21 protein-coding genes are annotated in these 26,745 nt (G+C 69.2%); 15 read left to right on the top strand and 6 right to left on the bottom strand.

The window, feature by feature from the left end; genetic code table 11:
* The first annotated feature begins 161 nt into the window (after positions 1 to 161).
* The 11 genes from ACWDXC_RS43255 to ACWDXC_RS43205 all read left to right on the top strand — a co-directional run bounded on the left by ACWDXC_RS43255 (position 162) and on the right by ACWDXC_RS43205 (position 17,670).
* Positions 162 to 3,500 (top strand): alpha-amylase family glycosyl hydrolase, encoded by a 3,339-nt coding sequence (locus ACWDXC_RS43255; RefSeq protein ID WP_449992634.1) that lies wholly within the window; start codon positions 162 to 164, stop codon positions 3,498 to 3,500.
* Positions 3,501 to 3,952: 452 nt separating this feature from the next.
* Positions 3,953 to 4,624, top strand: coding sequence for a hypothetical protein (locus ACWDXC_RS43250; protein ID WP_219501763.1), 672 nt, complete (start codon positions 3,953 to 3,955; stop codon positions 4,622 to 4,624).
* A gap of 58 nt (positions 4,625 to 4,682) precedes the next feature.
* Entirely contained in the window at positions 4,683 to 5,471 is a 789-nt protein-coding gene (locus ACWDXC_RS43245; protein WP_219501765.1) for a glycosyltransferase family 2 protein, read from the top strand.
* Complete coding sequence (locus ACWDXC_RS43240) at positions 5,468 to 6,733, top strand: 2-phospho-L-lactate transferase CofD family protein (protein WP_449992630.1); 1,266 nt, start codon at positions 5,468 to 5,470, stop codon at positions 6,731 to 6,733. Before ACWDXC_RS43245 ends, ACWDXC_RS43240 begins: the two co-directional genes overlap by 4 nt.
* Positions 6,730 to 7,431: an HAD family hydrolase gene (locus ACWDXC_RS43235; RefSeq protein ID WP_449992628.1), complete on the top strand. Its 702-nt coding sequence runs from the start codon at positions 6,730 to 6,732 to the stop codon at positions 7,429 to 7,431. Before ACWDXC_RS43240 ends, ACWDXC_RS43235 begins: the two co-directional genes overlap by 4 nt.
* Before the next feature lies 1 nt (position 7,432).
* Positions 7,433 to 8,200: an NTP transferase domain-containing protein gene (locus ACWDXC_RS43230; RefSeq protein ID WP_157383174.1), complete on the top strand. Its 768-nt coding sequence runs from the start codon at positions 7,433 to 7,435 to the stop codon at positions 8,198 to 8,200.
* On the top strand, positions 8,200 to 9,465 hold the full coding sequence (locus ACWDXC_RS43225) for a glycosyltransferase family 4 protein (protein ID WP_281426851.1): 1,266 nt from the start codon (positions 8,200 to 8,202) through the stop codon (positions 9,463 to 9,465). Before ACWDXC_RS43230 ends, ACWDXC_RS43225 begins: the two co-directional genes overlap by 1 nt.
* The gene (locus ACWDXC_RS43220; protein WP_219501773.1) at positions 9,462 to 10,766 is read left to right on the top strand and encodes a lipopolysaccharide biosynthesis protein; all 1,305 of its coding nucleotides are present in this window, start codon (positions 9,462 to 9,464) and stop codon (positions 10,764 to 10,766) included. Before ACWDXC_RS43225 ends, ACWDXC_RS43220 begins: the two co-directional genes overlap by 4 nt.
* On the top strand, positions 10,763 to 12,013 hold the full coding sequence (locus ACWDXC_RS43215; RefSeq protein WP_219501775.1) for a glycosyltransferase family 4 protein: 1,251 nt from the start codon (positions 10,763 to 10,765) through the stop codon (positions 12,011 to 12,013). The genes ACWDXC_RS43220 and ACWDXC_RS43215 overlap by 4 nt, the downstream gene beginning before the upstream one ends.
* Before the next feature lie 591 nt (positions 12,014 to 12,604).
* Positions 12,605 to 14,653 carry a carbohydrate binding domain-containing protein gene (locus ACWDXC_RS43210; protein WP_449992624.1) on the top strand — a complete coding sequence of 683 codons (2,049 nt, stop codon included), beginning with the start codon at positions 12,605 to 12,607 and terminating at the stop codon, positions 14,651 to 14,653.
* A 128-nt stretch (positions 14,654 to 14,781) separates the two neighbouring features.
* Entirely contained in the window at positions 14,782 to 17,670 is a 2,889-nt protein-coding gene (locus ACWDXC_RS43205; RefSeq protein WP_449992622.1) for a carbohydrate binding domain-containing protein, read from the top strand.
* A 4-nt stretch (positions 17,671 to 17,674) separates the two neighbouring features.
* On the opposite strand, the gene ACWDXC_RS43200 is transcribed toward ACWDXC_RS43205, so the two are convergent.
* From ACWDXC_RS43200 to ACWDXC_RS43185, 4 genes are read right to left on the bottom strand one after another with little or no spacing between them, the layout of a single operon-like run.
* Positions 17,675 to 18,379 carry a TetR/AcrR family transcriptional regulator gene (locus ACWDXC_RS43200; protein ID WP_219501782.1) on the bottom strand — a complete coding sequence of 235 codons (705 nt, stop codon included), beginning with the start codon at positions 18,377 to 18,379 and terminating at the stop codon, positions 17,675 to 17,677.
* The gene (locus ACWDXC_RS43195) at positions 18,376 to 20,646 is read right to left on the bottom strand and encodes a xanthine dehydrogenase family protein molybdopterin-binding subunit (RefSeq protein ID WP_219501784.1); all 2,271 of its coding nucleotides are present in this window, start codon (positions 20,644 to 20,646) and stop codon (positions 18,376 to 18,378) included. Before ACWDXC_RS43195 ends, ACWDXC_RS43200 begins: the two co-directional genes overlap by 4 nt.
* Positions 20,643 to 21,632 carry an FAD binding domain-containing protein gene (locus ACWDXC_RS43190; RefSeq protein WP_219501786.1) on the bottom strand — a complete coding sequence of 330 codons (990 nt, stop codon included), beginning with the start codon at positions 21,630 to 21,632 and terminating at the stop codon, positions 20,643 to 20,645. Before ACWDXC_RS43190 ends, ACWDXC_RS43195 begins: the two co-directional genes overlap by 4 nt.
* On the bottom strand, positions 21,629 to 22,087 hold the full coding sequence (locus ACWDXC_RS43185) for a (2Fe-2S)-binding protein (protein WP_219501954.1): 459 nt from the start codon (positions 22,085 to 22,087) through the stop codon (positions 21,629 to 21,631). Before ACWDXC_RS43185 ends, ACWDXC_RS43190 begins: the two co-directional genes overlap by 4 nt.
* A 110-nt stretch (positions 22,088 to 22,197) precedes the next feature.
* On the opposite strand from ACWDXC_RS43185, the gene ACWDXC_RS43180 reads away from it, so the two are divergent.
* Both ACWDXC_RS43180 and ACWDXC_RS43175 read left to right on the top strand, forming a co-directional pair.
* Positions 22,198 to 23,019 carry a TetR/AcrR family transcriptional regulator gene (locus tag ACWDXC_RS43180; RefSeq protein WP_219501788.1) on the top strand — a complete coding sequence of 274 codons (822 nt, stop codon included), beginning with the start codon at positions 22,198 to 22,200 and terminating at the stop codon, positions 23,017 to 23,019.
* Between the two features lie 31 nt (positions 23,020 to 23,050).
* On the top strand, positions 23,051 to 24,253 hold the full coding sequence (locus ACWDXC_RS43175) for a cytochrome P450 (protein WP_246644275.1): 1,203 nt from the start codon (positions 23,051 to 23,053) through the stop codon (positions 24,251 to 24,253).
* 277 nt (positions 24,254 to 24,530) lie between these two features.
* On the opposite strand, the gene ACWDXC_RS43170 is transcribed toward ACWDXC_RS43175, so the two are convergent.
* Both ACWDXC_RS43170 and ACWDXC_RS43165 read right to left on the bottom strand, forming a co-directional pair.
* Complete coding sequence (locus ACWDXC_RS43170) at positions 24,531 to 24,746, bottom strand: DUF397 domain-containing protein (protein WP_033411412.1); 216 nt, start codon at positions 24,744 to 24,746, stop codon at positions 24,531 to 24,533.
* Entirely contained in the window at positions 24,734 to 25,564 is an 831-nt protein-coding gene (locus ACWDXC_RS43165) for a helix-turn-helix domain-containing protein (protein WP_219501790.1), read from the bottom strand. Before ACWDXC_RS43165 ends, ACWDXC_RS43170 begins: the two co-directional genes overlap by 13 nt.
* A 256-nt stretch (positions 25,565 to 25,820) precedes the next feature.
* On the opposite strand from ACWDXC_RS43165, the gene ACWDXC_RS43160 reads away from it, so the two are divergent.
* Positions 25,821 to 26,297, top strand: coding sequence for an ATP-binding protein (locus ACWDXC_RS43160; protein ID WP_219501792.1), 477 nt, complete (start codon positions 25,821 to 25,823; stop codon positions 26,295 to 26,297).
* A 57-nt stretch (positions 26,298 to 26,354) separates the two neighbouring features.
* Entirely contained in the window at positions 26,355 to 26,564 is a 210-nt protein-coding gene (locus ACWDXC_RS43155) for a hypothetical protein (RefSeq protein WP_219501795.1), read from the top strand.
* Positions 26,565 to 26,745: the final 181 nt, after the last annotated feature.

Raw genomic sequence — 26,745 nt, 5'->3', positions numbered from 1 at the left:
TGCCCCTGAACGCCCCTTCTCACCGCTTACCCCGGCTCGGGCTTGCGTCCGCTCTGCTCGCGCTCCCCTTGCTGCTCCCGCTCACGCCGCCCCTTCCCGTCCCTTCCGCCCAGGCGGCCACTCACCACCAAGCCGGCACGGCGCCACCCGCCCTTCAGAGGATGGGCGACCGCGAACCGAGCGACCGGCAGCTGGCCGGACAGCGCCGCGAACTCCCACTGAGCCGCGAGCGGTTCTACTTCGCCATGACGGACCGCTTCGCCAACGGCGCTCCCGGCAACGACCGTGGCGGGCTGTCCGGCGACCGGCTCGCCACCGGTTTCGACCCCACCGACACCGGCTTCTACCAGGGTGGAGACCTTGCGGGGCTGATGGCCAGGCTCGACTACATCAAGGGCCTGGGCACCACGGCTCTGTGGATCACACCGGCGTTCCGCAACCGTCCCGTGCAGGGGACGACGGCCGGCTACCACGGCTACTGGATCACCGACTTCACCTCCATCGACCCCCATCTCGGCACCAACGCCGACATGAAGAAGCTGGTCAAGCAGGCCCATCGGCGCGGGATGAAGGTCTTCTTCGACATCATCACCAACCACACCGCCGACGGCATCGACTACCAGGAGAAGCAGTACGGCTACCGCTCCAAGGCCGCCTATCCGTACGTCGACGCGAAGGGCGAACCCTTCGACGACCGCGATCACGCCGACGGCTCGACGCCGTTCCCGAAGGTGGACGAAGGGGCGTTCCCGTACACGCCCGTGCCCGTGGACGGCGTCGTCAAGAAGCCCGCGTGGCTGAACGACGTCACCATGTACCACAACAGGGGCGACTCCACCTTCGCCGGGGAGAGCTCGCAGCACGGTGACTTCTCGCGGCTCGACGACCTGTGGACCGAGCGGCCCGAGGTCGTCCAGGGAATGATCGACATCTACCGCACGTGGGTGCGGGAGACCGGCATCGACGGTTTCCGCATCGACACCGCCAAGCACGTCAACATGGAGTTCTGGGAGCGTTTCTCCCCTGCGCTGCACGGCTACGCCGCCAGGCTCGGCAACGAGCGGTTCTTCATGTTCGGCGAGGTGTACTCCAGCGACCCGTCCGAGACCAGCCGCTACTCCACCCGCGGCGGCATGGACGCCACGTTGGACTTCCCGTTCCAGGAGGCCGCGCGGTCCTACGGCGGCGGCACCGCCGACGCGAGCCGCCTGTCGCGCCTGTACGCCGCCGACGACTCCTACACGGACGCCGACTCCGACGCCTCCAGTCTGCCCACGTTCCTCGGCAACCACGACATGGGCCGTATCGGCCGCTTCCTGACACAGGACAATCCGGGCGCGAGCGACGAGGAACTGCTGCGCCGGGACCTGCTCACGCACGAGCTGATGTACCTGACGCGCGGTCAGCCGGTCGTCTACTACGGTGACGAGCAGGGCTTCACCGGCAAGGGCGGCGACAGGGACGCCCGGCAGCCGATGTTCGCCTCGAAGGCGGCGTCCTACCTGTCGGACGACCTGATCGGCACCACCTCCACGCACGCGACGGACAACTACGACACCGGGCACCCGCTCTACAAGGGGATCGCCGCCCTGGCCCGGCTCCGCGACACCCACCCGACCCTGGCCGACGGCGCGCAGATCGAGCGCCTGGCGCAGGGCGGCGTGTACGCCTTCTCCCGCATCGACGCCGGACGGCGCGTCGAGTACGTCGTCGCGGTGAACAACGCCGAACAACCGGCCAAGACCGCCATCCTCACCTACTCGGCGGGCATGAGCTTCACCAGGCTGTACGGCGCCGGTCCCCACGTTCTGCGCACCGACGCCGCACGTGTCCTCACCACCACCGTCCCGCCGCTGTCGGCTGTCGTCTACAAGGCGGCACGTCCGCTCGACGCCCCCGCCGCGCGCCCGTCCATCGCCCTCGAACTGCCGGCCGCCGAGATCCGCGGTGCCGACGGCGACGGCCGCGTCGAGATCAAGGCGACCGTTCCCGGCACCGGCTTCGACCGCGTCACCTTCGCCGCGAAGGCCGGCTCGGGGCCCTGGCGGGTCCTCGGCACCGACACCGCGCCCAACGGGCGCACCTTCCGCGTCTTCCACGACCTGACGGGGCTGCGGGCGGGGACACCCATCGCCTACAAGGCGGTCGTCGAGGACTCCGCAGGACGGCTGGCCTCGGCCAGGGCCTCCGCCGTGGTCGGCCCCGAGCCACAGGCGCCGGAGCCCGGGGCGGCACGACGCGACTGGTTGGTGGTGCACTACGCGCGGCCGGGAGGCGACTACGACGGCTGGGACCTGGAGGTTTCAGGCGATGTCGCGCAGCCGGGCGCCGCGCCGCTCACCGGCCAGGACGCGTTCGGTCGCTTCGCCTGGATCAAGCTCCGGGAGAACGCCGCGAACGTCACCCTGACCGTGCGAGGCGCGAACGGCGCCGACGGCGCCCCACGCACCGTCAATCCGACACGAAACGGTGAGATCTGGCTCGTCCAGGGCAAACAGGACGTGCACGTCTCCCGGGCCGCCGCCCAAGGGTTCGTGACCATCCGGTACAACCGGCCGGACGCGGCCTACACCGGCTGGGGCCTGCATCTGTGGGGCGAGGGCCTGGCCGACGGCGCGGCCACGCAGTGGAGCGATCCGCGCGTGCCTGACGGAACCGACGCGTTCGGGGCCTATTGGCGGGTCCCGGTGCGTGACGCGGACATCCCGGTGAACTTCGTGATCCACCGCGGCGACGCCAAGGACCCCGGTGGCGACCAGGCGGTGACGCCCGGCCTTCAGGCGGAGGCGTACGTGAACTCGGGTTCCGAGCGGGTGCATCCCTCGGAGGCCGCGGCGCGTAACACCATGATCCTGCACTACCGGCGGCCCGGCAGCGACTACGAGGGCTGGGGGCTGCATCTGTGGGGTGACGTCCGGCAGCCCACCGAGTGGTCGGCACCGCTGCGACCGGCCCGGTACGACGCGTTCGGCGCGGTTTTCGAGGTGCCGCTCACCGAGGGCGGCAAGAGCGTGAGCTACATCCTGCACAAGGGCGACGAGAAGGACCTTCCCGACGATCAGTCGCTGGATGTGACGGCCACCGGTCACGAGGTGTGGCGCCTGGCCGCCTCGCCGGGCCACATCCTGCCCCAACCGCCGGCCCGCGTCGCGGACGTGGACCTCGGCAAGGCGGAGGCACACTGGATCGACCGCTCCACCATCGCGTGGAACGTCCGGCCCGGGCCCGCGCGCCAGTACACGCTGGCGTTCGCCCCGGACGGCATCGGCCACGACAAGGGCGAGCTGACCGGCGACTACCGCGTCATCCGCCTGGTGCCGGGCACGCTCACCGACGAGCAGCGGGCCGCCTGGCCCGAGCTGGCCTCCTACGCCGCACTGCGCGTGGATCCGCGTGACGAGGATCTGATCGACCAGGCGCGCCGCGGCCAGGTCGTGGCCGTGGAGCGCGACGCACAGGGGGCACTGCTGACCGCCCGAGGCGTCCGCCTCGCCGGCTAGCCCGGACCCCATCGCCACGGGCTGGGCGTCGAGCGCCCAGCCCGTGGACCTGACCTCGTTCCATGGAACGGGGCTTCGGCAGGCAAGAAGTGCGACAACATCCTGCGATTCACTCTGCGCCTTTTCGGAATCGCAGGCGCCACCCTTACTTCTGTCCCCGCTGCTGGCGACCTCTTCCCTTCGCCACCTTTCGCCGGCGAAAGTTCAATCGCCCTTCCGCCCATTGCAAGATGCGGCACCAAGGGAAACTCATTTCAGCTCGTCAGCGTGATCTCCTTTTCTGACCTGCGGGAATTATTGCAAGAGTGTTGACAGTAAGGCGAAGTTGGCCACAGTCTTTCGCCCGTAGAACTCCCTTGCGCGCAGCACGTGCGTCTTCCTTTATTTTTCCCGGAGGCCGGTCGATGACGGCGGACAGTGACGCCCCGCATTTAGTGAGTGAGAAGAATCCCTTGCCCGGCGACATCGTTCTCAGGTCACCGCGTGCCTGGGCTCCTCACCTTTGGTGGATCGCCCTGCTCGGAGGCGGGGGCGGAGCCGCGTTCGTCTGGCTGGCCACGCCGCACGGCCGGGAGATCCAGGCGGCGTGGCAACTCGGACTCAAGCTGCTGGCGTTCGCCTGTCTGTGCTGCGGGATTGCGTTCTTCCCGTGGGCATCGCGGCGCCTGTACTGGCTGCTGTACGTCCCGCTCGTCTTCTTCACCGGCTACGTGCTCCCCAGAATCAGCTACTTCTACTACGGCGACACCGCCCGCGTGCAGGGTGACAGCTTCTACACGCACCTCTACCTGCTGCTTTATCCCGGGATCGTGCTGAGCGTGGCCGCGGCCTACCGGCTGGGGGGCGGAAGCCCCGGAAACTGCCTCAAGATCGCGGTGAACGGCGTCCTCATCGTGTTCTCCGGCTTCCTCGACATCATGTGGCAGCTGGTGAACCCCATCCCGATCCCCGAACGTATCGACGCTCCCCACATCGCGGTGTTCACCGGCGGCCCCATCTCTTTCGGCGCGACGATCCTGTTCGCGCTGGCGCACGTCCCGATCGTCGTCGGGGTCGCGCTGCTCCCGCTGGATCGGTGGATCGATCGCCTGCTGGGAATCGCGTCCTCCGCCCGGGTGCGATGACCGGCCTCGTCGTCGGAACCAGCCCACCCGTTCACCCGAAGCCAGAGGAGGTGGAACCATGCTGACCATTCCCCGCGGCCTCTCGACCGCTGCCCGCACCATCGATGTCTCCGTGGCGGCGCCCGCCTACAACGAGGCGGACACCATCGCGGCCGTGGTCACCGAGTGGCGGGAGTACCTGGAGCGGCATCCGTCGGTCGGCGAGTGGGAGATCGTCGTCTGCGACGACGGCAGCGTCGACGCCACGAGCGCCGTCCTGGCCGGGTTGTCGGACGACTGCCCTCAGCTGGTGGTGGTCACGTTCGAGCGCAATCGCGGGGCGGGCGCCGCGATCGCCGCCGCCGTCGCCCGCACCCGGTTCGACTGGGTCGTACTGCTCGACTCCGACGGGCAGTTTCCCATCGCGAACCTCGACCGCGTCCTGCCGAGGGTCCAGGCAGGGGAGGCTGTGGCGTTCTCCGGTGCGCGGATCAGGAAGGCCGACGGCCTGGCGTACCGGTGGGGGTCGGCGGCCAGCGGCGCGATCAGCAACCTGCTCCACGGCACGCGCTACCGCGACTTCAATTCGGTCTTCAAGGTGATGCACGGCCCGCTGTTCCGGGCGCTGCCGCTGGAGGCGGGCGGGATGAACTGTTCGACCGAGATCACCGCGCGGGTCGCCGAGATCGGCCACCAGTGGGTCGAGGTCCCCATCGAGCATCGGGAGCGCGGCAGCGGCCGACGCGGCTGGCGGTTCTGGCGCGGCGCGTGCGACCGCGCCCTGTTCGTCGCCTATCTCGGCTACCGCCATTGGTTGCTGCGCCGAGGCGTCCTACGCACTGCCTCTGGCTCGGAGGAGGCGGGATGACCGTGGAACACCTCGAAGGAGTGGCCGCGGTGCTGTTCAGCGGCGGCCGCGGCGGGTCCAGCATCGCTCGTGGACTCGTACGAATGCCCGGGACAACCCTGTCGGTGGTGATCAACGGGTACGACAACGGCTCGTCCACCGGGATGCTCCGGCGCTACCTCCCCGGCATGCTGGGCCCGTCGGACTTCCGTAAGAACCTCCTGCTTCACCTGGACGCCGGCACTCCGGCGCAGGCTGCCATGATCGCCCTGCTGGAACACCGGCTACCGCCGGGGGCGACCTACCACGACCTCGCCGCCATCGTCCGCGCGCTGGCGGCCCCGGAATCGGCGGAGGGTTCCCCGAGCGACGGCATCGGCGGTCATCAGGACCGGCGGACGTTCGCCGCGCTGCCGGCCCAGACGCGTGCCGCAGCGGTGCGGGACCTGTCGTTCATCCTGGGCCGGCTCGGCCGTGACCCCGAGGAGCTCGACCTCACCGGCTGCGCGCTGGGCAACCTGCTGTTCGCCGGGGCCTACCTGCGACTGGGCGAGGACTTCAACGCCGCGGTCCGCGCGTGCGCCGCGACCTTCCGGTCACCGGCCCGTCTGCTCAACGTGACGAACGGCGAGAACGCCTACCTGACCGCTCTCAAGCAGGACGGCCTCATCCTCACCGACGAGGCCGACATCGTCGCCCCTCAGTGCGACACCGCCATCACCGACCTGTACCTGCTGCGTGAGCCGGTCGGCCGGGAGCGCCGCGCCGAGCTCCAGGCGCTTCCCGCCGAACTCGTCCGGCCGGTTCTGTCCGGCGCGGCGGCCGAGGTGACGCTGAACCCCGAGGCGGACCGCGCGATCCGCGACGCGGACCTCATCGTGTACGGTCCCGGGACACCGCACTCCTCGCTCCTGCCCACGTATCTCACTCCCGGCGTCGCGGACGCCGTCTCCGCCAGCCGGGCCGCCGCCAAGGTCTTCGTGGTCAACATCCACGACGACCACGACGTCCAGGGGCTGGGCCCGCGCGCGCTGGTGCGGCGCACCCTGTCCTATCTCGGCGATCCGTACAACGAGCGGCGCACGGTGACCCACGTCCTGTGCCATCGGGTCACGTTCGGCGGCGCCGTGGACGGCGGCGGCTGGGAAAGGGCGCGCTGGATCGTGACGGACCTGGAGGATCCCGAGCGCCCAGGCGTGCACTGCGGCCGGCGTACGCTCGCCGCCCTTGCGGACGTCGTGGGCACGACCGCCGGCGAGACTGCCCTGGTGAGGACCGTATGAGCGTGGTCCGCGTCCGGACGGACGCCCTGTCCGCCGACCTGGCGAGGCTGGTCTCCACCCGGCGAGTCTGGCTGTGCGACCTGGACGGCACGCTGGTGGACTCCTCTCCCGTCCACGAGGCGGCCTTCCGCGAGGCCCTCGCCGAGATTGCACCGGAGCTGCTTACCTCCTTCCGCTACGGCGACCACGCGGGGGCCGGCACACGCGAGGTGGTGACCGCGCTGGGCGCGGCCCCCGCGGACGCCGAGCGTCTGATCCGGCGCAAGCAGGAGTTGTACCGCGAACACGTCGAGGCCGGCATGGTGTCCCTCCTTCCCGGCGCCCGCCGGCTCCTGGAGCGCCTGAACCGCACCGGCCGCACGCTCTACCTGGTCACCAGCGGCAGCCGTGAGTCGGTGCGGCGGGTGTTGTCGGCCTGCGCCCTGACCGGCTGTTTCCGAGCGGTGCTGACCTCCGACGAGGTCGCTTGCGCCAAGCCCGACCCTCGGTTCTACCTGCACGCCTGCCGGCTGTGGTCCCTCGACCCGGCCGACTGCCTCGTGCTGGAGGACTCCGCCCACGGGGTGGCCTCCGCCCTCGGCGCCGGGCTGGTGACCCTCCAGGTCCACGCGGCCCTGCCTGCCCAGGGGGCGCTGCCGGTGCGGCACCTGGACCAGCTCGCCCACCTCATCGACGTGGAGACGGACGACAGTGAGTGACTTGCGTACCTGTGCGGTGATTCCCGCGGCCGGGCAGGGCAGCCGACTCGGCACGGGAATCCCCAAGATCATGCTGGAGATCGCCGACGGTGTGACCGTCTGGTCCCTGCTCCTGCGCCGCCTGCGGCCATGGGTCGAGCACATCCACGTCGTGCTCTCCCCCAGCGGAGAGGGCCCGTTCCGGCGGCTCGCGGCCGAGGAGATCGCCCGCGGGCAGGTCACCGTGAGCGTCCAGGCCACGCCCACCGGCATGGGCGACGCCGTCTTCGGCGCGGCCCCGTACTGGCTAGGGTACGACGCCATCCTGGTGGTCTGGGGCGACCAGGCGAACGTGTCGACCGCGACGCTCGGACGGGTCGTGCGCGCTCATGCGCGGACGGCCTCGCCGGACCGGCCGGGACTCGTCCTCCCCCTGGTCCCGCTGCCCGACCCGTACGTCGAGTACGAGTACGACGCCGCGACCTCCAGGCTGCTGCGCGTACGGATGTCCCGCGAGGGCGACCGGTGCCGTCCGGGCGGGCTCGGCGACGTCGGCGTCTTCTGTCTCGGCACCCGCGAGCTCACGGAGGCATGGAACCGGTTCCTGGCCGACGCCGTTCCCGGGGCGGTCACCGGCGAGATCAACTTCCTGCCGTTCCTCACCTGTCTGTCCCGGCAGGGCCGGCCGGTGACCGCGGTGCCGGTCGGCGACCCGGACGAGGCGCGCGGCATCAACACTCCGGCCGACCTCGAGTTCGCCCGGACGGCCTACCTGCGGCGGGCGGACTGATGGACCGTCCGAGCCGGATCTACGCCGTCTGCTCAGAGGTTCCCCCGGAGATCGTGGGAGGTCTCGGGCGGTACGCCGAGAGGATGACGGCCCCTCTCGGCGAGTCCGGAATCCCCATCGAGGTGCTGGGGGCCGCCGGGCGGCGCCGGACCCCCCGGACGGAACGCTCCGGCGACCTCACGCTGCACAGGCTGACCTCGGCCGGCCTGGGCCTCGTCGGGAATCCCCGTCTTCCTCGGCCCCTGCGGCTGCTGGGCAGGACGGCCGGGCTGCTCGTGTTCAACCTGCGCGCCGCCGCACGCATCCTGCGCTCCGAGGCGGGCCGCTCCGGGCCAGGACGAGCCGGAGCGGTCGTCGCGGTGCACGACTGGATGAGCTGCCCGGCCGGGATCCTGTGCCGGGTGCTCGGCCGCCTGCCGGTCGTGTTCCACGTGCACACCCGCGAACTCAACGCGGCTCCGGGACGGCGTCGCCCCCGGCACGCCCTCGTCCTCGACGCGCTGGAGACGGCCCAGGCCCGGCTGGCGCGCCTCATCGTGGTGCCGAGCGCCGCGATGCGCGACGAGCTGACGGCCAGGGGCTGGCCGGCCGACCGGGTGCGCGTCGTGCCGCACGGTTTCGAGGATCCCGAGCTCCTGCGGCTGGCGGCCCTGCCCGAGGAGGAGCGCGACCGGATCCGCTCGGAGGTCCGGCGCCGCTACCTGCCCGGCGGCGAGGGCCGGCTCGTCGTCTTCGCCGGCCGCCTGTCGTCCCACAAGGGCGTCCACACCCTGGTACGTGCCGTACCCCGGCTCGTCGAGGAGCACGCCGGCACCCGGGTCGTGCTCGTCGGCGCCGAGCTCCCGCAGACCCACGACGCCGCCGTGCTGGCCCGGCTGATCGAGGAGACCGGCACCGCCGCCCACGTGGTCGCGGGGAACCGGTTCCTGCCGTCCGCCGAGGTGTTCGCGCACTTCCTCGCAGCCGACGTGTGCGTCTTCCCCTCCGTGTACGAGCCGTTCGGCCTGGTCGCCGTCGAGGCCATGGCACTGGCCCGGCCTGTCGTCGTCGGTCCCGGCTACTCGCCGGAGGTCGTCGGCGACGGGGCGCTGCGCTGCGGCCACGACGATCCGGACGAGCTGGCCGCGCTCCTGCTGGGCTGCCTCGACGACCCGCAGGGCTCGGACCGGCTCGCCCGGCGCGGCGCGGCGTACGTGCGGAAGCATTACAGCTGGGCCCGAACGGCCGAGCACACCCTGGCGGCGTACGGCGAGGCGACGCGGTGACCCCGGCGCGGACGGCGACCGGCGTGCCCGCGCGGGTCGCCAGGCTCCTCGCCGTCCAGGGCCGGCCGGTGGGACCGGCTCTGGTGAACGCCTTCGCCAGCGGGATCTCGGCGGCGACCACACTGGCCGTGGCCTGGGGGCTCGGCGCCGCCGCCTTCGGCCGGTTCACGGTGGTCCTGTCGATCGGGTTGATCGTGGTCGTGCCCATGGTGATGGGCCTGCATTTCGTGATGTACCAGGAACTGCCGCGGGCCGAGCCCGCCGACCGCCCCGCCCTCGTGACGACGGCTCTGCTCTCCACACTGGTGCTGGGGGCCGCGCTGTGCGTCGCGGGAGTGCTGGCCGCCCCCGTCCTGACCGCCGTGTTCGGCGTCGACGTCCGCACGCTCTGCTTCGGGCTCGCCCTGGCGCTGTCCCTGACGGCCGCGTACCTGACCGAGAGCTTCCTGCGCGGGCTCGGAAGGTACGCGCTCACCGCCGGATTGAAGCTCGCCGTGGCCGTCGCCTACCTCGGCACATCGGCGTACTGCCTGCTCGTCCCCGGGATCGGGGACGCCTACCTCTACCTCGCCGCCCTCATCGCGTCGAACGTGCTCTTCGCCGTCGCCGCCACGGCGGGTTTCCGGGTCGTGCCGCGCCTCTGGTCGGCGGCGCTGGCGCGCACGCTGTACCGTCACGGCGCCTATCTGACCGCGCTCACCGCCCTCACCACCGTGCTGTTCGGCGTCGACGTGATCTTCCTGAACCACTGGGCGGCCCAGGCGGACGTCGGCGTCTACTCGATCTACAACAACTTCCCCAAGCGGCTGCTGGGGGTGCTGTTCACCGACGGCGTCGGCCTGGTGCTGCTCCCCACGCTGGCGACCATGCACAAGCCGACGGCCTTGCGGCGCATCGGCCGCCTGTCCCCGGCCGTCTTCGCCGTGACCGCGCTCGTCTCGTTCGCGGCCAGCGCGGTGTTCTTCCTACTGCTGCGTGCCGACTACCCCTACTCGCCAGGGCTGATGGCGCTCTCGGCCGTGGGGATCGGCGTCCACACCGTCTTCAATCTGTACTCGCTCGCTCTGCTCATGGACGGGGTGCGAGGGGCCAGGGCCCTCATCGTCGCCCAGGTCGCGGGCACTCCCCTCGTGCTCGGCTGCCAGGCGGCGCTCATCGCCTGGCAGGGCCTGGCCGGCGGACTGTGGGCGTTCGCGCTGTCCAACCTCGTCCTGGTCGCCCTCATCGTCGCCGTCTGCCGGCGGACGTACAGCCGGGCGGAGACCGTGGACGCCTGCCCCGCCCCGGAGACGTCACCATGAGGATCGCCCAGATCATCACCCAGTTCCCGCCCAACATCACGGCCGGACTCGGCCGCTACATCGAGGAGATCACCCCTCATCTGGCGGCCCGTCACCGGCTTGCCGTGTTCACGCTCAACGACGGCCGCCTCCCGGTGCACGAGCGGAACGGCGGGGTCACCGTGTATCGGCCAATGAGCCGCGTCCTCGGCGTGCTCGGCCGCCGCCGACGCCTCAACCGCACGCGCGGCACGGACGTCGTCCTGCTCGTGCTGACGGTCGTGACGAGCAACTGGCGGTACTTTCTGCGGCTGTGGCGCGCGGGGCGGGACGGGCGGCCCGACCTGGTCGCCGTCCACGACTCGACGAACTTCCTCGCCGGCCTACTCTGCCACCATGTCCTGCGGCTCCCTGTGGTGCTCCACGTCCACACCACGGAGTACGGGGTGCACCGCGGGCGGAGCGACCTCGCGGGCGCGGTGTTCGCGGCGATCGAGCGGTGGCTGGCGCGCGTCGCCCGGCGCGTGATCGTCCCCACGCCCGAGGTCCGGGAGCAACTGGCCGCCTCCGGCTGGGATCGGGCGTCGATCGACGTCGTGTGCCTGGGTGGCACCTTCGAACGGCTTCTGGCCACCGGCGGCGCCCGGGACAGGCTTCGTGCAGGCGGCAAGGCCCTGCGCGCCAGGCTCGGGATCTCCGCCGGGGACCCCGTGCTGCTGTTCGTGGGCCGCCTCGAACGGCAGAAGGGCATCTACCAGCTGCTGGAGGCCATGCGGCCGATCGCGGCCGCCGTCCCGGGGCTGCGGCTGGTTATCGTCGGGGAGGGTGACCACTCCGGGGTACGGCGGATCGTCGCTCAGAGCGGGTTGGACGGGCGGGTGCTCGACTCCGGCGGCTGGGTGGACCGCCAGGAGTTGCTGGAGTACTACGAGATGGCCAATGCCTGTGTCTTTCCCTCCCTCTTCGAACCGTTCGGCCTGGTGGCGACCGAGGCCATGGCGATGGCCAGACCGACGATCCTCGGCCATGGCTTCTCCAAGGTCTTCCTCGGCGACCAGGATCAGCCCGCCGTCCGGTTCGTACGCGCCGATGAGCCTGGCGACATCGCCCGTACGGTGATCGAGGTCATGACCGATCCAGACCTGCGCCGGGCATTGGCCGAGCGCGGCGAGCGGCTCGTCCGCGAGCGGCTGAGCTGGGCCCGCGCCGCCGACGAGACGCACGCGGTGTACAAGGCCGCCTTGCGCCCCGTCGTCTCGGACGGGTGAACCTCTCCCCCGAACAGAGCCATTGCATGGACTTGAGACAGCAACGTTGCGGACCCCTCTACGGTCACCGCAAGAGCTTTCCGCGCTCTTTGCAATGATCCACAATTACCTCCCCGGCTTCACGCGGACCGCTTCTTTCCCGTTACTTTTAGTCACTGACGCGTGTGGATGTCCACGAAAAAACGGACACTTGATAGCAAGAGTGGCGAGATAGACCGAGAGATATTCTGGAATTCTCTGCAAACTATTGCAATCCGGATGGCCACTGAGTAACTTCCAGGCAACACCTAGGAAACCTGAACATGGAGGCCCCTACGGTGTGCCCATCCCCCACCCCTCCGAGGGCGCCGCCCCCTCCCCCAACGCCCACGATGTACGGGGCCGGGCGGCCAGTTCGTCTCCGTGTTCCGTTCTCAAGCACTCCGCAGCGGCGCGGAACGAGGACGACACAGCATCGTCACGCCGGCTCGCGTCGTCGAGCCGAGCCAACCCGTACGCCTCTCGGCAGGCGTTTCGCATGGAAGCGGGCCAGGTGTTCGCCCACCCGGCCCGCCCTCACGGGATCCCGTCCTCAATCTGGAGACCCCCACCATGAGACTCTACAAAGCAATCGTTGCGGGCGCGTTAAGCGCGGCCGCGGTGGCGGCCACCGCCGTGGCGCTGCCGGTTCTCACCGAGGAGCCCGCCAACGCCGCCTCCGGCCCCGGCGTCACCGTCAACCTGTGGAACTGGAACTGGAAGTCGGTGGCCAGGGAGTGCACCGACGTCCTGGGCCCGGCCGGCTACGGATCGGTGCAGGTGTCCCCGCCGTCCGATTCCATGTCCAAGGGAGGCTCGGTCTGGTGGGACATCTACCAGCCCGCCCGGTACGACCTGACCAGCAAGTTCGGTGACCAGGACGCGTTCAGGCAGATGATCGACGCCTGCCACGCCGCGGGCGTGAAGGTCCAGGTGGACACGGTCATCAACCACATGACCGGACAAGGCTCGACAAGCTACGGCGGCTACGGCTTCAGCAAGTACGACTACCCCGGCCTGTACTCCTCCCAGGACTTCCACCAGCCGGCCTGCGGCATCAACGACGCCGACTACGGCAACAACGCCTGGCGGGTGCAGAACTGCGAGCTCGTCGGCCTGTCGGACCTCAACACCGGTTCCGACCACGTGCGCGACCAGATCGCCGCGTACCTGAACAAGCTGATCGACCTGGGCGTCGACGGTTTCCGTATCGACGCCGCCAAGCACATGAGCCCCGACGACCTCGCGGCGATCAAGTCCAGGCTCAAGGGGTCGCCCTACATCCATCAGGAAGTCATCTACGGCCAGAACGAGGCGGTCCAGCCGAGCCAGTACACCGGCGTCGGCGACGTGGACGAGTTCGTCTACGGCCGCAAGCTCAAGGAGCAGTTCACCGGCCAGATCAAGTCGCTGCAGACCTTCGGCCAGAGTTGGGGCCTGTCGGTGGGCAGCGACAAGGCCATGGTCTTCGTGGACAACCACGACACCGAACGGGGCGACTCCACGCTCACGTACAAGTACGGCGCCACCTACAAGCTGGCCAACGTGTTCATGCTGGCCTGGCCGTATGGCAAGCCCAACGTCTACTCCTCCTTCACCTGGAGCGACAGGGAGGGCGGGCCACCCTCCGCCAACGGCGGGTTCGTCACCGACACTGACTGCTCCAACGGCCGCTGGACCTGCTTCGACCGCGAGATGTCCGGCATGGTGGGCTTCCACAACGCCGTCAGGGGTACCTCCGTCGGCAACTGGACCGACAACGGGAGCAACCTGATCGCCTTCAGCCGCGGTGACAGGGGCTGGGTGGCCATCAACAACGAGAACAGCGGCGTCACCCGCACCTTCACCACCGGCCTGCCCGCCGGGACGTACCCCAACGTCGCGGGCAGCGGCTCGGTCACGGTGGATGCCGCCGGCACGGCGACGGTCACCGTGCCAGCCAAGAGCGCCGTCGCCATCCGAGCCGGCACCTCGCCCTCGCCGACCGCGACCCCCACCCCGACGCCGACCCCGACCCCGACCCCGACCCCGACGGGCGACAGCACCGCGACCGTCTTCTACAAGTCGAGCTGGAGCAACGCCAACATCCACTACGGCATCGGCGGCACCTGGACCACCGTCCCCGGCATCGCCATGGACACCGCCTGCACCGGCTGGAAGAAGAAGACCGTCGACCTCGGCACCGCCACCACCTTCCAGGCCACCTTCAACAACAACAGCGGCACCTGGGACAACAACACCGGCAAGAACTACACCCTCGGCACCGGCACCACCATCGTCAAGGACGGCGTGGCCACCGCCAACGCCACGGACCCCTGCCAGGGCACCAACCCCCAGAACACCGCCACCGTCTACTACTCCACCACCTGGACCAGAGCCAACATCCACTACGGCATCGGCGGCACCTGGACCACCGTCCCCGGCATCGCCATGGACACCGCCTGCACCGGCTGGAAAAAGAAGACCGTCGACCTCGGCACCGCCACCACCTTCCAGGCCACCTTCAACAACAACGGCACCTGGGACAACAACCACGGCAACAACTACACCCTCGGCACCGGCACCACCACCGTGAAGAACGGCGTGGCCACCGCCAACGCCACCGACCCTTGCGGCAGCTAGACGACGCCGGGGCGTCTCGGCCTCGTCCGGGCCGGGACGACTCTCATCCCCCAACAGAAGGAACGGCAATGAAGCGCCTGTACTCAGCCGCGGCCGCGGCGATCATAGTGTTATCAAGCCTGATACCGGTGACCGCAGCCCGTGCCGCGAACAGCGCCACGGTCTTCTACAAGTCGAGCTGGAGCAACGCCAACATCCACTACGGCATCAGCGGTACCTGGACCACCGTCCCCGGCATCGCCATGGACACCGCCTGCACCGGCTGGAAGAAGAAGACCGTCGACCTCGGCACCGCCACCACCTTCCAGGCCACCTTCAACAACAACAGCGGCACCTGGGACAACAACACCGGCAAGAACTACACCCTCGGCACCGGCACCACCATCGTCAAGGACGGCGTGGCCACCGCCAACGCCACGGACCCCTGCCAGGGCACCAACCCCCAGAACACCGCCACCGTCTACTACTCCACCACCTGGACCAGAGCCAACATCCACTACGGCATCGGCGGCACCTGGACCACCGTCCCCGGCATCGCCATGGACACCGCCTGCACCGGCTGGAAAAAGAAGACCGTCGACCTCGGCACCGCCACCACCTTCCAGGCCACCTTCAACAACAACGGCACCTGGGACAACAACCACGGCAACAACTACACCCTCGGCACCGGCACCACCACCGTGAAGAACGGCGTCGTGACCGCGGGCGCGTCCGAGCCCTGTACGACCGAGCCGCCGGACACGACTCCGCCGACCGTTCCCACGAATCTGACGGCGACCGCGTCGGGCACGGCCGTCACGCTGACCTGGACGGAGTCGACCGACAAGGTAGGCGTCACCGGCTACGAGATCAGCCGGGCCAAGGGCAACGAGACCCCGGTCGTCCGATCCGCCTCCGGCAGGACGTACAAGGACTCCGGACTGGACCCCCAAACGTCCTACACCTACAAGGTGCGGGCGCTGGACGCCGCGGGCAACAAGTCCGCGTATTCCGATGTCGTCTCGGTGAAGACGGGCGACGGGCCGCCGCCGTCGTCCCCGGGCACTCCGCTCGGTGGTGACCCTCGCAAGGACTCCATCTACTTCGTGATGACGGCCCGGTTCTACGACGGCGACACCTCGAACGACCGGGGCGGAAGCCAGCACATCAGGTCCGGCAACGCGGTGAACAACGACCCGATGTTCCGCGGCGACTTCAAGGGCCTCATCGAAAAGCTCGACTACATCAAGGGCCTCGGATTCTCCGCGATCTGGATCACCCCGGTCGTGCTGAACCGCTCCGACTACGACTACCACGGCTACCACGGCTGGGACTTCTACCGGGTGGACACGCGTCTGGAGACGCCCGGACACACCTACCAGGACCTGATCAACAAGGCGCACGCCAAGGGCCTGAAGATCTTCCAGGACGTGGTCTACAATCACAGCTCCCGTTGGGGCGCAAAGGGCCTGTTCGTCCCGCCCATCTACGGCATACGCGACGAGCAGTGGAAATGGATGTACAGCAAGAAGGTGCCGGGCCAAGAGTACGACCCGATGGTCGAGCACCAGGGTGACGACCCCGACATGTCGGCCGAGCAGAACGAGATGGCCAAGGGGCGGCCGTACAACGGCGACCTGTGGTCGACCGCGGAGCCCGCGGGCAACACCTGCCGGAACTGGGGAACCCCGACGCAGTGGTACAGCCCCGAGGGATACACCATCTACAACTGCCAGTGGCCGAGCCCGACCTCGGGCATGTTCCCCACGAAGTACTACCACCCGTGCTGGATCGGCAACTGGGAGGGCGAGGACTCGCGCAGTTGCTGGCTGCACGATGACCTGGCCGACTTCAACACCGAGAACGCCGACGTGCAGAAGTACCTCATCGACGCCTACAACCGGTACATCGACATGGGCGTCGACGGATTCCGCATCGACACTGCCGTGCACATCCCGCGGGTCACCTGGAACCGCCGCTTCCTGCCGGCGATCTACGACCGGGTGAAGGAGAAGTTCGGCGAGGAGAAGGCCAAGAACTTCTACGTGTTCGGCGAGGTGGCCGCCTTCGTCAACGACAAGTGGAACCGCGGTTCCGTCAACCACTCCGCGCAGTTCTTCACCTGGAAGGAGCGCAAGGAGTACAGCGCCGACGATGAGAAGGCTGCGATCGAGCAGTACAACTACGAGGGGCAGCTCGGCCCGGGCAACCAGCCCACCAGCACCAACGCCTTCCTGAACGGCAACGAGTACCACGCTCCGGACCACTCGAAGTTCTCCGGCATGAACATCATCGACATGCGCATGCACATGAACTTCTCCGACGCGCAGAACGCCTTCAACAACGGCAAGGACTCCGACGACAGCGTCAACGACGCCACCTACAACACCGTCTACGTCGACTCCCATGACTTCGGACCGAACAAGTCGCACAACCGCTACGCCGGCGGCACCGACGCCTGGGCCGAGAACATGAGTCTGATGTGGACCTTCCGTGGCATTCCCACGCTCTACTACGGATCGGAGATCGAGTTCCAGAAGGGCAAGCAGATCGACTGCGGGCCCAGCTGCCCGATCGCCACGACGGGCCGCGCCTACTACGGCGACAAGATCGAGGGCACCGTCACGGCGAGTGACTACGGGGTGGTCTCCAGCGCGTCGGGACCTGTCGCGACCACCTTGAGCCAGCCGCTGGTCAAGCACCTGCAGCGGCTCAACCAGATCCGCCGGACGATCCCGGCGCTGCAGATGGGGCAGTACTCGACCGAAGGCGTGACCGGGCAGATGGCCTACAAGCGCCGCTACACCAGCGGGTCCACCGACAGCTTCGTCCTGGTCACCGTCTCCTCCGGCGCCACGTTCACCGGCATCCCCAACGGGAAGTACATCGACGCGGTCACCGGGGATGTCAAGATCGTCACCGATCAGACCCTGTCAATCGCCCTCACCGGCAAGGGCAACGTCCGCGCCTACGTGCTCGACCAGGCCGGCAACCCGGCTCCGGGCAAGATCGGAGCGGACGGGCCGTACCTCAAGTAGTTCCTTAAGAGATGGAGCGGGGAGCGCGCGGTGGTGCGCTCCCCGCTTCGGCCGGTCCCGGGACCGGCCCGTTCAGCAGTGCGGCGGGCAGGGCTTCGGTCAGATGGCGCTGCACGGTGGGGCCCGTGGCGGCCACCAGGTGGTCGGGCGAGGCGGAGGCGACGGGTTCGAGCTTGAGGACGTAGCGGATCACGACCAGGCCGATGAGCTGAGTGGCGGCCAGCGCGGCCCGGGTAGGTGCCTCCTGTTCGCCGATACCAAGGTGCTCGAGCACCGGCCGCAGGACCTGGGTGGTGAGGAACTCGCGCAGGAGCCGCGCGATCCACTCGTTGCTCAAGCTGGAGCCCAGCAACGCCGCGGCCGCGCTGCCGGCGGGAGAGTCCCAGATGCCCAGGATGGCCCGCACCAAGGCGGCGCCGAGCTCGGCGCGAGGTGCCGTCAGGACCTTCGGCATCAGGTCCGCCGGGTCGAACGGGGCGCTGACGCAGGCCAGGAAGAGCTTGTCCTTCGCGCCGAAATAGTGGTGAACCAGCGCCGGGTCGACCTCGGCGCGGGTGGCGACGGCCCTGATGGAGGCGCTGTCGTAACCCTTGTCGGCGAACAGGTGGCGGGCAGCGGCGAGGATCGCCTCCCGAGTGTCGGGATTGCCGGGGCGGCGTCCGGCCCGCAAACGCGCGATCGGGCTGTCGCGGTCGCTCGTCTGATTCACAGCAGTTTGTCGAGGGTGATGGGCAGGTCGAGGACACGTCTGCCGGTGGCGTGCCGTACGGCGTTGGCCACGGCGGCGGCGACGCCGGTGATGCCGACCTCGCCGATGCCGAGCAGGCCGAGCGGCGTCGTGGGGTCGGGCTCGTTCAGGTAGTGCACGTCGATGTGGGGGACGTCGGCGTGCACCGGCAGGTGATACTCCGACAGACTCGGGTTGACGATCCGCCCGTCGCGGCCGTCGATGAGGGTCTGCTCCGACAGGGCCATGCCGATGCCCATCACGATGCCGCCACGCAGCTGACTGGCCGCCGTCTTGGCGTTGATCACGGTGCCGACGTCGAAGACGCCGAGCCAGCGCGAGACGCGTACCTCCATGGTGTCGGGATCCACCCGGACCTCGCAGAACTGCGCGCCGGTCGCCGCCCGCACCTTCCGGCGTCGTTCGAGCACGGTGCGGGCGACGAAGCCGAGCATGCCCGCCTTGGACTCGGCTTCCAGGTGGTCGCGGCCGGCCGCGGTCAGGATCTCGGCGTAGGTCTGGCTGCCGCGGGCGTGGTGGAGGCCGCCGTCGCGGGCCTGCAGCTCCTCCAGCTTGCGGCCGCGCAGGGGTGAGCCGGGCGCCCGGCGGGCCAGGGCGAGGGCGGACTTCTTCAGCTTGGCGCAGGCGTCGATCACGCCCGCCGCCGCGCTGGCGGTCTGCACCGAGCCGATCGCACCGGGGCCGGGCGGCAGGTCGGAGTCGCCGTACTCCACATGGACGGACTCCAGCGGGACGCCCATCTCGTCGGCGGCGATCTGGGCCTGCACGGTCGCGGTGCCCATGCCCATCTCGTGCATGCCGCTGCGCACCACGAGCGTGCCGTCGGCCTCCAGCCGGACGGTGACCTGCGCGGGCATGCGCATCGACGGGTGGAAGGCGGTTGCCACGCCCATGCCGACCAGCCAGCGGCCGTCGCGCATGACGCCGGGGCGCGGGTCGCGCTCGCTCCAGCCGAACCGCTCGGCGCCCAGCGCGTACGCCTCCTTGAGCATGCGGTGGGTGAACCGCTGCCCGCCCACCGGGCCCCGCTCGGGCTCGTTGCGCATGCGCAGCTCGATCGGATCCATGCCCAGTTGCCAGGCGAGTTCGTCCATGGCCGATTCCACGGCGAAGGTGCCGATGGACTCGCCGGGGGCGCGCATGAAGGTGTTGGGCAGCAGGTCGAGCTGGACGACGTTCTGGGCCAGATGGATGTTGGGAGCGGCGTACAGGTGGTGGGAGGCCGCGGTGATCGGCTCGGGCATGCCGCCGATCCGGGCGGTTCTGGAGACGCTGGTGTGGATCAGTGCGGTCAGCCGTCCTGCCGCGTCAGCGCCGAGCGCGACCCGCTGGGCGCTGGGGGTGCGGCCGCCGACGGTGTGGTAGACGCCCGCTCGGGTGAGCGCGAGCCGTACGGCGCGGCCGGTCGCCCGTGCCGCCAGCGCGGCCAGCAGGGTGCCCGCCCAGGCGCGCGACTTGCCGCCGAACGCGCCGCCGACGTACGGCGACAGGATCCGGACCGACGTCTCCGGCACCCCGAACCGCTGCGCCAGGTGTTTGCGCAGCCAGGGGATGTTCTGCGCGCCCTCGTGCAGCGTCAGGTGGTCGCCGTCCCACACGGCGGTCGTGGCGTGCGGCTCGATCGCGTTGTGGTTGTACGGCGGCGTGCTGAAGCGCAGGTCCACCGAGACCGGCGCGGCGGCCAGCGCGGCGTGCGCGTCTCCCTTGTCGGCCCCGCTCTCCATGATCGGAATGCCCTTTTCCGGGACCGCGTTCGGCTCTTCGGCCGCGAAGTCCACCGAGGCGGGCAGCTCCTGGTACGACGGCCGCACCAGCGACGCCGCGTACCGGGCCGTCTCGGGCGTCTCGGCGACCACGACCGCGATCGGCTGACCGTTCCAGTGCACCTCGTCCGTGGCCAGGTAGTTGACCGAGGTGCCCGAGGCGATCGAGCTGAGGTCGAGGACACTCATCTTGGGCGCGGGCTTCATCGCCGGCGCGTTCTCGTGGGTGAGCACGTCGATCACGCCACGCACCGCGCGTGCCGCCGTCGTGTCGAGGGCGGTGATGCGGCCGCGCGCGATCGTGGCGTGCACGAGCGCCGCGTAGGCCAGGTCCGGATAAGGGAACTCGGCGGCGAAGCGAGCCTGGCCGGTCGTCTTGGCCGGGCCGTCGCGCCGGTCGACGCCCTGGCCGACGTACGTGGACTTGCCGGTCGCGGGCTCGGTCTCGGCGTACTTGACGCTCATCGCGCCGCTCCCTCGTTCAGCTCGCGCAGCGTGGCCACGATGGTGGAGACGGCCAGGGTCGTCTTGAACGCGTTCCCCTGCCGTACGGTCGCGGACGCGAATTCGGCCTCGGCCGCCCGGCGGAAGGCCGCATCGTCCGCGGGTCCGCCGGTCAGGAGCCGCTCGGCCTCCCGGGCACGCCAGGGTTTGGGCGCCACGCCGCCGAGCGCCAGCCGTACCTCGCTGATCGTCCCGTCGTCAACCCCCAGGGCCGCGGCGACCGAGACCAGGGCGAAGGCGTAGGAGGCGCGGTCGCGGACCTTGCGGTAGCGGGAGCGGGCCGCGACCGGAACGGGCGGCAGCTCGACCGCCGTGATCAGGTCACCGGCCTCCAGCGCGGTCTCGACCTGCGGAGTGTCGCCGGGCAGCCGGTGCAGGCCGGCCAGCGGGACGCGCCGCGTGCCGCTCACGCCGCGCACCTCCACCTCGGCGTCCAGCGCGGCCAGCGCCACGCACATGTCGGACGGGTGGGCGGCGATGCAGTGGTCGCTCACGCCCAGGATCGCGCAGCCGCGGTTGAACCCCTCCAGCGCGTCACAGCCGCTGCCCGGCTCGCGCTTGTTGCAGGCCGAGGCGATGTCGTAGAAGTAGGGGCAGCGGGTGCGTTGCAGCAGGTTGCCGCCCACGGTGGCCATGTTCCGGAGCTGGCCGGAGGCTCCCGACAGTAGCGCCTGCGACAGCACCGGATAGCGGGCGCGCACCCGCCGGTCGGCGGCCAGGGTGCTGTTGCGCACCATCGCGCCGACCCGCAGCCCGCCGCCGGGCAGCTCCTCCACCGTGTCGTACGGCAGGCCGGTGACGTCCACAAGGGTGTCGGGCTGCTCGACGCCCTCGCGCATCAGGTCGACCAGGTTGGTGCCGCCGCCCAGGAACTTCGTGCCGGGCTCGGCGGCGGCCTGGACCGCCGACTCGACGTCGGCAGCCTTGACGTAGGCGAACGGTCTCATCCTGAGACCTCCATGATCGCGTCCACGATGCCGTTGTAGGCGCCGCAGCGGCACAGGTTGCCGCTCATCCGCTCCCTGACCTCGGCCTCGGTCAATGGCCCGGAGTCGGCCACGGCGCTGGGCATCCCCGCGGTGTGCTCGGCCAGCATGCCGATCGCCGAGCAGATCTGGCCTGGGGTGCAGTAGCCGCACTGGAAGCCGTCGTGGCGGATGAACGCCTCCTGCAGCGGATGCGACACCCCCTCGATCGTGGTGATCTCGCGGCCGTCGTACTGGACGGCCAGCGCCAGGCAGGAGTTGATCCGCACGCCGTCGGCCAGCACCGTGCACGCGCCGCAGGCGCCCTGGTCGCAGCCCTTCTTCGGCCCTGTCACGCCGAGCCGCTCGCGCAGCGCGTCCAGCAGGCTGACCCACGGCTCCACCTCGAGCGAGGCGACGGAGCCGTTCACCTTCATCCGTATCTCGGGCACGGGCTTCTCCTGCCGGGTCCAGCATTGGAACTTCGCTTGATGTTATGATTATCAGTGTGTCACAGCGAGACGGTGACGGTCCAGGGGAGGCGCGGATGCCGGACACCGACGGCCGCGTTCCCGTCGACCTCGTGGAGGCCGCCCTGCGGGCCGCCGAACGGCTGGGCAAGGACGTCGCCGACGTGCCCGTCCTGGCGATCGCCCAGGAGGCCGGCGTCTCCCGGAGCACCCTGCTGCGCCGCGTCGGCGGCTCCCGCCAGGCCCTCGACGCGGCCGTACGCGCCGCCGGGGTGGACCCCGGCGGGCAGCGCCCGGTGCGCGAACGCGCGATCGAGGCGGGCGCCCGCCTGATCGGCGAGCACGGCCTGGCCGCCCTCACCCTCGACGCGGTCGCCACCGCCGCCCGCTGCTCGCTGCCCAGCCTGTACGTCACCTTCGGCGGCCGGGACGAATTGCTGCGGACCATCTTCGAACGCCACATGCCGCTCCTGAACGTCGAGGACGTGGTCACCGACACGCCCGCCGACCTGAGCCGGACCGTGAACCGGATCTACCTGCTGCTGGCCGAAGCGCTCACCCGCGAGCCCAGGGTGATGCCGGCCATGCTCGCCGAAGCGCTGGCCCGTCCGGGCGAGCCCGCCCTGCGGCGCCTGCTGGAGCACTTCACCCCCCGCAAGCTCGCCGGCCTCGGCGGATGGCTGGCCAACGAAATGGCAGCCGGACGCATCCGCCCCCTGCCGATGCCGCTGCTCATCCAGCAGCTCATCGCCCCGGCCGTGATGCACTTCGTGCTGCGCCCCGCCCTCGACCAGGTCCCCGGCTTCGACCTGCCCAGCATGGAGGAGACCTGTGCGGTCTTCGCCGAGGCGTTCCTGCGCGCCGTCGCCACCCCCGAAGCCGGGATCGAGCACACGTAGGCCCCACCCACCACCTCGCAAGGAGCAGACCATGTCCGAAGCTCCACAACTGCCGGTCCAGATGCGACGCGACGGGTTCGACCCCGTCGAGGAGCTGACCCGGATCCGCGACGGCGAAGGCGTCGTGCGGACGATGACGCCGTTCGGCATGCCCGCCTATATGCTCTGCCGTTTCGACGACGTCCGCCAGATGCTGTCGGACCCGGTCCGGTTCAGCAGCAACAGGCCCGCCCCGTTCACCCTGGCCGCCGGAAGCGACATCAGCGAGGACGATCAGGCCCGGCTGCGGGCCGGCAACCTGATCGGATTCGACCCGCCGGAGCACACGCGGCTGCGCAAGATGCTCACCGCCGAGTTCACGATGCGCAGGATGCGCCGGCTCGAACCACGCATCACCGAGATCGTCGAATCCGCCCTCGACGACCTGGAGCGCGCGGGCAAGCCGGCCGACCTGATCGCCCACTTCGCGCTGCCGGTGCCGTCCCTGGTGATCTGCGAACTGCTGGGCGTGCCCTACTCCGACCGCGGCGAGTTCCAGGCACGCTCGGCCCGCATGCTGGACATGTCGTCACCGATGCAGGAGCGGCTGGCGGCATCGCGGGAGAACCGCGCGTACATGGCCGGCCTGGTCGCCGAGGCGCAGGCGCGACCCGGCGAGGACATGCTGGGCATGCTGGTCCGCGAACACGGCGACGACCTCAGCACCGACGAGCTCGTCGGCATCTCGGGGCTGCTGCTGATCGCCGGGCACGAGACCACCGCCAACATGCTCGGCCTGGGTGTCCTGGCCCTGCTGCGCCACCCCGACCAGCTCGCCATGGTCCGCGACGACCCCGCCCGGATCGAACCGGCCGTGGAGGAGTTGCTGCGCTGGCTGTCCATCCTGCACACGATGCCGCCCCGCATCACCACGACCGACGTGGAGATCGCCGGGCAGACCATCCCGGCGGGGTCGCTCGTGACCGCCTCCCTGCCCGCCGCCAACCGCGACCCCGCCTTCATCGACGATCCCGACCGCCTCGACATCACCCGCGGAGACCTCGGCCACCTCGCGTTCGGCCACGGCGTGCACCACTGCCTCGGAGCGCCACTGGCCCGCGCGGAGATGCGCATCGCCTTCCCCGCCCTGTTCCGGCGCTTCCCCCTCCTCGCCCTGGCCGACCCCTTCGATCAGATCGAGTACCGCGCCTTCAACGCCATCTTCGGCCTGAAGTCACTGATGCTCACCTGGTGACATGGCAGGCGCGGGAGGAACTCTTTTCGCGTCTGAATCAACGGGCTGTGAGCAGGCGTTAAGAGAAGACGTGATGATCGGCGGGACGGCGTGTCGGCGAGGCCGCGTCCAGGGACGACGTCGGCGGTGGCACGTGCCGTGTCAGGTGGAGGGGATGCGGATCACACGGTCGTCGTCGGCGGCAGGCCGCCCGCAAGATGGCCACGATCGAGTGGAAGGCCGGAGGGTCTTCGGCTAGTACCGAAGAGCCTCCGGCCGTCTCCCGTGACGGCATGTACTAGAAGTCGAACTCACCCTTCTTCGCACCATCGACGAACGCTGCCCAGACGGACGGTGAGACCACATACGGAGCGAGATCGAGGCGCTCCGTGTCGCGCAAGCCCACCCGGCCGTCAGGCAGGGGCGCCACTTCCAAGCAGTCACCGCTATCGCCAGAGCGGGTGGCCTTCCGCCATGCAGCGTTCTTGAGAAGTTCTTCGGTCAGTTCGTCCATTTCTCTGCCATCTCCCTTATGAGCTGCAGCGAAGCTCGACGGGGCAGGGCTTCGTTGTGCAGCATCTCGTACTTCAGCCTGACCTCGCGGACGCGTTCGCTGTCGGCCGTGATCTGGCCTGTGATGATGGACTCGAGGTAGACCATATCTGGCATCCCTGGCCCGCCAGCGAGAATGAAAGCTCCTTGCAAGCCGGTGGTCAGCCAGGAGTTGTGCGGGAGCACGCGGATGTTGATGCGGGGGTGCTCATCCAGGGCGGCCAAGTGAGCCATCTGCTCGGCCATCACCGCCTCACTGCCGGTCGGTCGGGTCAGGACTCCTTCATCCAGTATCGCCCATAGGGTAGGCCCTCTGTCACGCTGAAGTACACGCTGGCGTTCCAAGCGTGCGGCGACATTGTGTTCGACCTCGTCAGAGGTGATGGCGGGTCTGCCGCTGAAGATGGCTCGTGCATACTCCGGAGTCTGGAGCAGGCCAGGAACGATCAGTGGCTGCCAGGTTTGCAGGGTGTCTGCCTGCTGTTCGATCTCCGCCAGTTGAGCCAGCCAGATGGGCCATCGGGTGGCGTATTCGACGGTCTCGCGCCAACGGGCTAGCAGCCCGCCATCTGCTCCAAGTGCAGAGTCGGCGGCGCGGACGAAGTCTTCATGCGCTGGGCGCTCTCCACGCTCGACCATGCTGATCTTCGATACTGACCAGCCGAGCATTGCAGCGAGTTCCTTTTGCCGCTTCCCTGCAGCTATGCGGTAATCACGAAGATGGGCACCGAATTCAACTCTCGGTGCTTTCAATTCGGCTTCCGGCTCGCCGTTTTCCATGGTAATGAAGCCTCCGTCCCGAGAACACACGAGAAAAGCACAGGCATGTGTAGTAGCACACCTGGTTCGTGCCTGGGAAGTGCTTCGCATTGGGGCCATCACGCAGGCGTTTTCTGAGATGGTCTCCTCAGATCAGCTTGAACCACGCCGACCAGCTACACGAAGCGGCGAGCAGACGTGTTAATCATTTCGCGCATTCTTCACATAGAAGCACCGGTGATCGGGAAGTAGCGAGGCAAATTCGGTGATCTATCCCATGACCCCCATCATCCACTTTGAGGAACTCGGATTCACCCAGCTACCGTGCAGCGATCAGGCACCATATCTGGCACGGCAGAAGGTTCGTGCGTGGCTGGGAACCGAGCGTGCCGCCTTCGAGATCGCAATGTTGGTGACCTCGGAGCTGGTCACCAACGCCGTGAAGTACGCCGACGCCACCACTGCTGACGGCTCCCCTGGCCAGATCACGCTCAAGTTGTCTCAGGACGAGTCCATCCTGCGGCTGGTGGTGACCGATCCCGGTTCACGCTGTTCGGCACCGGCCCGCATCCCGACGCAGGGGCCGAATCTGCATTCCGAACACGGGCGTGGGCTGGCGATCGTGGACAACCTGTCGCGCGGCCGGTGGGGAAGCTACCGGCTGCCCAGTGGTGGATACCGCTGCGTGTGGTGCCACCTCGACCGGGAGCCCACCCCGGCGCAACTAGAGGAACTCTTCCACACCCCGATCTAGCCAGCGGAGGAGCCTCACCCTGGAGTTCTGGCTGACATCAGAGAAACAAGAGCTTCTGTGCGACGCCATCACCTGATCGTGCTCTTACCGCTGTTCGTCACTGCCGGTTTCGGCGGCTGGATCACCGCCTCCCCCGGAAGCGTGCCGCTCCCGGTCATCGTCGCGGTGCTCGTGCTGGGGCAGAGCGTCTTCGTCGTTGCCGTGCTCGGGCACCACTTGTGGGCCCGCCGCCGACAAACCAATGACCGCTCCCTGTTCAGCCGGTGATCGCCTCGGCCCGCGATCCCTACCTCACGCTTGTTCCCATCTCTCGTACAGGAAGGCTCTCCCGTGTCCCGTGACAAGGTGCTCTCTGAATCGCCCCGGGTTCGGTGGAGACTTGATCTCTTGAGAGGATCGAGTCCATGCCAGGTAAGTCTCCCTACCCCGCCGAGCTGCGCCGCCGAGC

It is taken from the genome of Nonomuraea sp. NPDC003214, from assembly GCF_053590035.1.
Note: the sequence above shows the minus strand (reverse complement) of the source record. Positions and strands in the feature narration are given on the sequence as shown.